Source organism: Alishewanella sp. WH16-1, assembly GCF_001441695.1.
In the GTDB taxonomy this organism is placed as follows: domain Bacteria; phylum Pseudomonadota; class Gammaproteobacteria; order Enterobacterales; family Alteromonadaceae; genus Alishewanella; species Alishewanella agri.
The window spans coordinates 60,948-69,785 of the sequence record NZ_LCWL01000003.1; the positions used below are offsets into that span (position 1 = coordinate 60,948).

Sequence of the window (8,838 nt, forward strand, 5' to 3'; positions counted from 1 at the left end):
CCGCGCGATGGCCGATCAGATAGCACTGTTAAAAATGAGTCCTGGCAAGCCGGCGCCATTGGGGCCAACGCAACTGAGTGCCGGCTGCTGGAACTTCGCCGTCTATGCCCCGGATGCGACCGGACTGCAACTGTGTTTGTTCCGCCCGGATACGGAAGAACTGCTGGCGGAGATTGCTTTTAGTGGCCGCACCGGGGAGATCTGGCATTTGCAGGTGCAGGGCGTCGCTGAGGGCACCCTCTATGCACTAAAAGCCGCAGGCCCGAATCAGCCGGATCGCGGTTTATTGTTTGACAGTAACAGGTTGTTACTGGACCCGTATTGCCCGCAGTTAAACCGGCCACAATATTGGCATGAACAGCAATATTTAAGCCGTAGTCACTATTCATTGGCCAAAGGCGTACTCAGCGCCACTGAGTTTGACTGGCAGGGCGCCACTAAGCCACAGATCCCACGCGAAAAAACCGTACTGTACGAGGCGCATATCAAGGGCCTGACCATGCAGCATCCGGCGGTACCGGAAGCATTGCGCGGTACCTATCTTGGTCTGTGTCAGCCAGAGGTGATCGCGCATTTAAAGGCACTGGGTATTACTACGGTGCAGTTACTGCCGGTGGCGGCCTTTATGGCAGAGCCACGCTTAAGCAGTCTGAAGCTTACCAACTACTGGGGTTACAACCCGCTGGCATTTTTTGCACCCGAGCCACGCTATCAGGTAGAAGATGCGGTGCAGGAGTTTAAAACTCTGGTTCGCACCCTGCATCAGCACGGGCTGGAAGTGATTCTGGATGTCGTCTTTAACCACACCGCTGAAGCCGGCGAAGATGGCCCGGTACTCAGTTTCCGCGGTCTGGCCAACCGCCAGTATTATCTGTTTCACAGCCATGGTGAAATGATTGATTATCAGAATTACTGCAACTTTACTGGCTGTGGTAATACGTTAAACCTGTCACACCCGGCGCTGCAAAAAATGGTGCTGGATGCGCTGCGTTACTGGCTGACCGAGATGCAGGTTGATGGCTTCCGCTTTGATTTGGCGGTAACGCTCGGCCGTGAGCATAAACGCTTTAATCCCTATGCGGCCTTTTTCCAAATTATTGCTCAGGATCCGGTGCTGTCGCAGGCCAAGCTGATTGCCGAGCCCTGGGATGTCGGGCCCTTTGGCTACCATCTGGGGCAGTTTCCGGCGCATTGGTCTGAGCTTAACGACAAGTTCCGCGATACCTGCCGTGCGTTCTGGCGCGGTGACAGTGGCACCTTACCGGAATTTGCCACCCGCTTACTGGGCTCACGCGATATTTTCCAAAAGCACCATAAGCCGGCCAGTTGCAGTGTCAATTATCTGTGTTATCACGATGGTTTTACGCTGCAGGATCTGGTCAGTTACCAGCATAAACATAACTGGTTGAACGGTGAAGAAAACCGAGACGGCCATAGCCATAATCTGAGCTGCAATCATGGCGTCGAAGGCCCAAGCTCAGATCCGGCAATCGTCGCTGCCCGGTATCAGCATAAGCGTAATCTGGTGGCCACCTTGCTGCTGAGTCAAGGCATTATCCACTGGCTGGGCGGTGATGAGCTCAGCCATAGCCAACATGGTAATAATAATGCGTATTGCCAGGATAATCCGATTTCCTGGCTTAACTGGCAATTGGATGGTCATAGCACGAAGTTTTTGCAGTTTGTACGCCAGATGATGGCACTGCGTAGCCAGTTTAGTTGCCTGCAGCAGCTGAGTTTACTGGATGACCAATATCAGCTGCATGGTGACAAGCATCAGGTGCACTGGTACTTACTCGATGCTACGCCGATGCAGGAGCAACACTGGCATCAGGCCGAACTTAACTGCTGTATGCTGGAGATTATCAATACCAACAGTCAGCAAAGCCTGCTGGTACTGATTAACGGTTCGGCCCGTAACGAAGCCGTGTTATTTCCGGGCAACAGCCGGCAACTGGTGTTTGATACCGCGCTGGATGATGGCTTACAACCGGTTAAACCGCTGCAAGCCAGCCAATGGCTGCAAACGGCGCACAGCCTGTCAGTCTGGCAGTAGGCTTATGCCGGTTATTCGGCTATAATGCCGGCCATTTTTCGAGCCGCGCCAAGGCGCATTTCTCTGCTGTTTAAAGGATCGTCAAATGACAGACAACACACCACTGTGTGATATCGGCTTCGTTGGAGCCGGCGTAATGGGCAAAAACCTGATCTTAAACCTGGCAGATCATGGTTACCGGGTGGCGGCCTTTGACCTCGATCTGCAAAAGCTCGAAGCCGTGCTGGCGCAGGATACCGCAGAGCGCGGTGATAAGCCGCCGCGGGTCATTGGCTGTAGCTCCTACACCGAATTATTATCCCGCCTTTCTGCTCCGCATCTGATTGTTCTCTCTGTTCCCGCCGGTAAAGCCGTAGACGATGTCTGTCACAAGTTGATTGATGCTGGCATTCAGGCCGATGATATCGTGGTCGATACCGGTAACAGCTTGTGGACCGACACCGTCGCGCGGGAAAAGAGCTTTGAAGGTAAGTTTATCTTTTTCTCAACCGCCGTTTCCGGCGGTGAAGTTGGTGCCCGTTTTGGCCCTTCCTTGATGCCAAGTGGCGATCCCTATGCCTGGACCCGGATTAAACCCTTATGGCAGGCCATTGCGGCCAAGGTTGATCCGGCCACCGGCAAAGCTATCGAACGCTTTGAGCCGGGTAATCCGGTTACCGAAGGTGAGCCATGCGCCAGCTATATTGGCCCCAGCGGCTCAGGCCACTATGTGAAGATGGTGCATAACGGCATTGAATATGCCGATATGCAGTTGATTTGTGAAGTGTATCAGGTGATGCGCGATGTGCTGGGTATGTCGGCGCTGGCGATTGCTGACATTTTCCGGCGCTGGAATGAAGGCCCGCTGCATAGCTACTTAATTGGCATCAGTGCCGAGGTGCTGGCCACCAAAGACAGTGAAACCGGCTTGCCGCTGGTCGATGTGATTGTCGATAAAGCCGGCCAAAAGGGCACCGGCCTGTGGACTGCGGTCAGTAGCCTGCAGCTGGGCAGCCCGGCGCCAACCATAGCGGAAGCGGTGTACGCCCGTTCTATTTCAGCTCTTAAAACCGAGCGGGTCAAGGCCGCGACAGTGCTGGCGGGTCCGGCGCAAAACCTGTATAGCGAGGCGCAGCAAGCGGAGCTGATTCAGATGCTGCATGATGCCCTGTACTGCGCCAAGATCTGTGTTTACGCCCAGGGCTTTCATTTAATGAAAACGGCGGCGGAAGAGCAGGGCTGGCAGCTGAATTTTGCCGAAATTGCGAAGATCTGGCGCGCCGGCTGTATTATCCGCGCGGTATTCCTGCAGTCGATCAGTGAAGCTTATGAGCGCAACGACGAGCTGGAGAACCTGCTGCTGGATCCGTTTTTCTCCAAGCAAATTTCGGTCTATCAGCAAAACTGGCGTAAAGCGGTTGCCAATGCCTCGCTGGCCGGTATTCCGGTAGCGGCACTAAGCTCAGCGCTGAGTTACTACGATGCGTACCGCACTGCAGTGTTGCCAGCCAACCTGCTGCAAGGGCAGCGCGATTATTTTGGTGCCCATACTTTTGAACGGACCGACAAGGCCAAAGGTAAGACTTATCACGTAGATTGGAGCCACCCAGAGCGGCCAATGGTGAAAATTAAATGACGACGATAATCGGAACCCCGGGTACCAGCAGTAGCACCAAGGTGCTGTTATTAGGTGCCGGTGAGCTTGGTAAAGAGCTGTGTATTGAATTAAAGCGCTACGGCTGTGAAGTAATTGCGGTTGACCGCTATCCGAATGCGCCGGCGATGCAGGTGGCTGATAAAGCCGTGGTGATCTCGATGCTGGATAACGCCGCACTGCGCCAGCTGGTGATTAGCGAAAAGCCAAGCCTGATAGTGCCGGAGCTGGAAGCCATCGCCACCTCGGTATTGCTCGAGCTGGAGCAGGCCGGATTTAACGTGGTGCCCAGCGCCAAAGCCGTTAATCTGACGATGAACCGCGAGGGGATTCGCCGTTTAGCCGCCGAGCAGCTGCAATTACCGACTTCACCCTATCAGTTTGCGGAAGATAAAGCCGGCTTTCTGGCCGCAGTCGCGGCTATTGGTTATCCCTGTGTGGTTAAACCTATTATGTCCTCCTCAGGGAAAGGCCAGAGCGTGCTGCGCTCGGATGCCGATCTGGAGCAGGCCTGGGCCTATGCGCAGGAAGGTGGCCGCGCCGGTAAGGGCCGGATCATCGTGGAAGGTTTTATCGATTTTGACTATGAAATTACTTTGTTAACAGTGAATTCGGTGTCCGGGATCCAATTTTGTGCGCCCATTGGGCATCGCCAGGAAAAAGGCGATTACCGCGAAAGCTGGCAGCCACAACAGATGTCAGCTATGGCACGGCAAAAAGCGGAAGCCTATGCGACTGCTGTAGTAGAGGCACTGGGCGGTAAAGGCTTATTCGGTGTTGAGCTCTTTATCAAAGGCGACGAGGTTTGGTTTAGTGAAGTCTCACCCCGGCCGCATGATACCGGTATGGTGACGCTGATCTCGCAGCAACTGAGCGAGTTTGCGCTGCACGCGCGCGCCATTTTGGGTTTACCTATTCCACAGATCAGGCAGTACGGCCCGGCTGCATCAGCGGTGTTGCTGGTACCGGGGCAAAGCCAGAATATTCAGTATGCCGGCTTAGCCGATGCACTGCGTGAACCTGATACGGAGCTGCGGCTCTTCGGTAAGCCGGAAGTGCAGGGCGAGCGGCGAATGGGCGTGGCGCTGGCGCTGGCCCAGAGCACTGAGGCGGCAACGGCGAAAGCGCTGGCCGTTGTGCGGCAGCTAACGGTAACGCTTAAGTAATCAGTCTGTGGTGTCGGTCAGCAGATCGGCACCACGACGAGAGTGTTGGTCTGGCGCCGGTGCAGACTAATGTTCCTTATTTAGTAATAAACTCTTGTTGTATAAAATCTTTTGGTGTTTCTTCTCCTGACAGCTATGCTTGAAACACAGAAGTCTGCAGGAAGAATAATGATGAGTTTTTGGTCTAGTGCCGCTGGTCGGCTATTGTTCTTACCCATCCTGGCGCTCGCCGGTTTCTTATTAGTTGCTGCCGTTGCGATGCATTCCCTCCAGCAAAGATTGATTGAAGGACGCGAACAGCGTGTCGTGGCTGTCATTGATGTTGGAATGTCGTTAGTTAAACATTATCAGCAGCTGGCTAAAAGCGGTGTGATGAGTCGTGAGCAAGCACAGCAGGCGGCACTGGGGGCAATTAAAGCACTGCGCTACGACAAAGTTGAATATATTTGGATTAATGATTTAGGTAAACCTTTCCCCAAAATGGTGATGCATCCCACGGTACCGGCACTTGAAGGCACCGTATTGGACCGCCCCAGCTTCAATTATGCCACCCTGATGCGCAGCGCCGATGGTCGTCAACAGCACAAACTGAATAACCAGAACTTGTTTGTAACCTTTGTCGAAACCATCGAACGCTATGGCAGTGGCTTCGTCGAGTATCAATGGACTAAACCCTTAGCCGGTGGCGGGGTAACTGAAGAGCGTTACACTAAGCTTTCCTATGTCATTGCAGATCAGGAATGGGGCTGGGTGCTGGGATCCGGCATCTATATTGATGATGTCCGCAAGACCTTCTGGCAAACCGCTTTGCAGCTGGCGCTGGTCATAGTACTGGTCATGCTGTTAACGATAGCGGTCTCTCTGTATATCCGGCGCTGGTTATTGCGGCAACTCGGCGGCGAAGTGGCCTACACCCGGCAGTTAGTACAACAGGTTGCGGCCGGCGATTTTAGCGCGGCTATCAGTCTGCGAGCCGGCGATAAGGATAGTCTGTTGGCGGCAGTCGCCGCCCTGGTTGAACGGTTGCGCGACCTGGTTAGTCAACAGCGGGCGCTGGTTAGTGGTCTTAATCAGCAATCTGAGGCGCTGGACAGTTCCAGCCAGCACAGCCAAGCGTTATTGCAGCAGGTAATGGAACAAACCACTCAGGTTGCGACGGCAGTGCATGAAATGAGTACCACCTGCGATGATATGGCGCGTAATGCCACTACGGCGGCACATTCGGCGCGGGATGCCGATCGCGAAGCGGTAGCGGGCACGGCTGCGGTGAGTCAAACTCTGGAGGCGATTAATCAGTTACAACACAAGGTGGAACAGGTGGCCTCGGTGTTGTCGGAGTTATCTGACAGCAGTCAGCAAATCGGTGCGGTGACCGAGGTGATTGGCAGCATTGCAGAGCAAACTAACTTGTTGGCCTTAAATGCCGCCATTGAGGCCGCCAGGGCCGGTGAACAGGGGCGGGGCTTTGCCGTAGTGGCTGATGAAGTCCGAACCCTGGCCAGTCGTTCGGCCAGTTCCACTCAGGATATTAATAACAGAGTACAAGGTATTCAGCAGGATGCCGCCCGGGCGGTGAATTCCATGCAACAAAGCCAGCAGGAAGCCAGCCTGACTATAGCCCGTTCTTCTGAAGCCAGTAGCGCCTTACAGCGGATCAATAGTGCTGTTGCCCAAATCACCGATGTTAACGATCAACTGGCCAGTGCGACCGAAGAGCTCGCCATGGTCGCCGGTGGCATTAATCAAAATATGGAGCAAATTGCTCAGGCGGTGCAACAAACCCATGAGCAGGCGGCACAGTTGGCAGGTGCCAGCAGCCAGTTAAGGCAGATGGCTCGGGAATTAAATAATCTGTTGGCTGGCTTCCGCGTATAATAACTCAAGTGAGAAACTCTGTGACGTGCTGAGGTACAGATGAAATTAACTGAACAACAATGGCGGGAGCGCCTGACCGATGAGCAATATCGGGTCACCCGCTTAAAAGGCACTGAGTATCCCTTTAGCGGTGAGCTGCTGCACCATACCGCCGATGGGACCTATCATTGTGTTTGTTGTGGCACGGTGCTGTTCGACTCCGCAACCAAATTTGATGCTGGCTGTGGTTGGCCCAGCTTTTACCAGGCCATTGAGAACAAGGTAAAGTACCAACCTGATCACAGCCATGGTATGCAACGCATTGAAATTCTCTGTGCCACTTGTGATTGTCACCTGGGTCATGTTTTTGACGATGGTCCGGCTCCGACGGGGCAGCGCTACTGCGTTAATTCCGTGTCTTTAAGCTTTAAACATACGACTAAAGCCTAAAAAAACCTGTAATTGTTGTGGTAGGGTTTCATAATCCATTACAATAGGCCGCCTTTCATGACCGCTGTACCCTACAAGAAAGCGGCGAGGGCAACTCCGATTAATTCATCTTATTGAAGTAAAAGGCCTGAAAATGACCCTATCACACGCAGAGCAGTACCAGAAGAGCTGGCAGGAGCGCCAGGAATACGCCGAAAATATGTTGCCAATTATTGGCCGTCTGTACCGTAATAAAGGCATTGAAGTGGTGATTTATGGTCGTCCGCTGGTCAGCGCGACTACAATCGATATTATTAAAGCCCATAAAACCGTACAACGTTTTGAAGGTCAAAAGCTGCGTCTGCGGGAAAGCTTTCCGGTATTAGAAGCCGTTAGTAAGATGAATCTGGCGCCGGGCCGGGTTGATATCGGTAAACTGGCTTATGCGTTTCTGTACAAAAATGTCGCTGAGGGGTTAACGCTGGAACAATATCTGGCGCGTGAGCTGGCGGATATTCTGGACCATGAAGATCAGGTTAAACCGGTTGATGTGGTGTTGTACGGTTTCGGTCGTATTGGTCGCTTACTGGCCCGGTTGATGTTAGAGCGCTCTGGCCCAAGCGTTAAATTACGTTTAAAAGCTATTGTTGTCCGTGGTGGTAAGCAGGGTGACTTGGAAAAGCGCGCCAGCTTATTGCGTCGTGACTCGATCCATGGCCCCTTTAATGGCAGCATCACAGTAGATGAAGAGAATCAGGGTATTAAAGCCAATGGTACCTTTATCAAAGTGATTTATGCCAATTCACCGGAAGAAGTGGATTACACTGCTTACGGTATCGATAACGCGCTGATCGTCGATAACACCGGTATCTTTAAAGATGACGTCGGCCTGTCGGTGCATCTGAAGAGCAAAGGGGCGGCCAAAGTATTACTGACGGCACCGGCCAAAGGGGATGTGCCAAATGTGGTGTATGGTGTCAACCAGCATATGATCACGGCCGAGCATAAAATTGTCTCAGCAGCCAGCTGTACCACTAATGCCATTACTCCAGTATTAAAGGCGTTGAACGATGAGTTTGGTATTCGTAACGGTCACGTTGAAACGGTACACTCTTATACCAACGATCAGAATTTGATCGATAACTTCCACAAAGCTGAACGTCGCGGCCGGGCGGCACCATTAAATATGGTACTGACCTCAACTGGCGCTGCCAGTGCCGTAGCTAAGGCGTTGCCTGAGCTAAAAGGCAAGTTAACCGGTAATGCGATCCGGGTGCCGACGCCAAACGTGTCAATGGCTATTCTGTCGCTGAACCTGAACCGTGAAACCAGCAAAGACGAGCTAAACCAGTTCTTACAAAATACCTCTTTATTCTCAGAGCTGCAGGATCAGATCGACTTTACCAGCTCAACTGAAATCGTATCGTCAGATCTGGTTGGCTCACGCTACGCCGGCGTGGTTGACTCTCAGGCGACCATTGTTGATGGCGACCGCTGCGTGTTATACGTTTGGTATGATAACGAGTTCGGTTACAGTGTACAGGTAACCCGCGTGATGAACGAAATGGCCGGCATCAAATACCCAACGCTGCCAGTTGCCAAATAAGCGTAATCCGCTACTAAAAAACCCGCCTCGCAGCGGGTTTTTTTATCCACAGCACTCCGGTACCGGCCTGACATCTGAGCCTGAGGTATCCCCA

The 8,838-nt window shown here is 52.9% G+C and carries 6 protein-coding genes; all 6 read left to right on the top strand.

The window, feature by feature from the left end:
- The first annotated feature begins 7 nt into the window (after positions 1–7).
- The 6 genes from glgX (at position 8) to AAY72_RS00925 (ending at position 8,744) form a co-directional block, all read left to right on the top strand.
- Positions 8–2,056 (top strand): glycogen debranching protein GlgX, encoded by a 2,049-nt coding sequence (gene glgX, locus AAY72_RS00900; RefSeq protein WP_057785211.1) that lies wholly within the window; start codon positions 8–10, stop codon positions 2,054–2,056.
- 85 nt (positions 2,057–2,141) lie between these two features.
- Positions 2,142–3,671: an NADP-dependent phosphogluconate dehydrogenase gene (gene gndA, locus AAY72_RS00905; RefSeq protein ID WP_057785212.1), complete on the top strand. Its 1,530-nt coding sequence runs from the start codon at positions 2,142–2,144 to the stop codon at positions 3,669–3,671.
- A gap of 5 nt (positions 3,672–3,676) precedes the next feature.
- Entirely contained in the window at positions 3,677–4,855 is a 1,179-nt protein-coding gene (gene purT, locus AAY72_RS00910; protein WP_231728867.1) for a formate-dependent phosphoribosylglycinamide formyltransferase, read from the top strand.
- 171 nt (positions 4,856–5,026) lie between these two features.
- Positions 5,027–6,730 carry a methyl-accepting chemotaxis protein gene (locus AAY72_RS00915; protein WP_057785213.1) on the top strand — a complete coding sequence of 568 codons (1,704 nt, stop codon included), beginning with the start codon at positions 5,027–5,029 and terminating at the stop codon, positions 6,728–6,730.
- A 39-nt stretch (positions 6,731–6,769) separates the two neighbouring features.
- The gene (msrB, locus tag AAY72_RS00920) at positions 6,770–7,159 is read left to right on the top strand and encodes a peptide-methionine (R)-S-oxide reductase MsrB (RefSeq protein ID WP_008983294.1); all 390 of its coding nucleotides are present in this window, start codon (positions 6,770–6,772) and stop codon (positions 7,157–7,159) included.
- 133 nt (positions 7,160–7,292) lie between these two features.
- Positions 7,293–8,744, top strand: coding sequence for a glyceraldehyde-3-phosphate dehydrogenase (locus AAY72_RS00925; RefSeq protein ID WP_008983295.1), 1,452 nt, complete (start codon positions 7,293–7,295; stop codon positions 8,742–8,744).
- The last annotated feature ends 94 nt before the right edge of the window (positions 8,745–8,838 follow it).

Excerpts from the sequence above, each read along its gene's own strand:
- glgX (WP_057785211.1), top strand. The coding sequence starts at position 8 with ATGGCCGATCAGATAGCACTGTTAAAAATGAGTCCTGGCAAGCCGGCG.
- gndA (WP_057785212.1), top strand. The coding sequence starts at position 2,142 with ATGACAGACAACACACCACTGTGTGATATCGGCTTCGTTGGAGCCGGC.
- AAY72_RS00915 (WP_057785213.1), top strand. The coding sequence starts at position 5,027 with ATGAGTTTTTGGTCTAGTGCCGCTGGTCGGCTATTGTTCTTACCCATC.
- msrB (WP_008983294.1), top strand. The coding sequence starts at position 6,770 with ATGAAATTAACTGAACAACAATGGCGGGAGCGCCTGACCGATGAGCAA.
- AAY72_RS00925 (WP_008983295.1), top strand. The coding sequence starts at position 7,293 with ATGACCCTATCACACGCAGAGCAGTACCAGAAGAGCTGGCAGGAGCGC.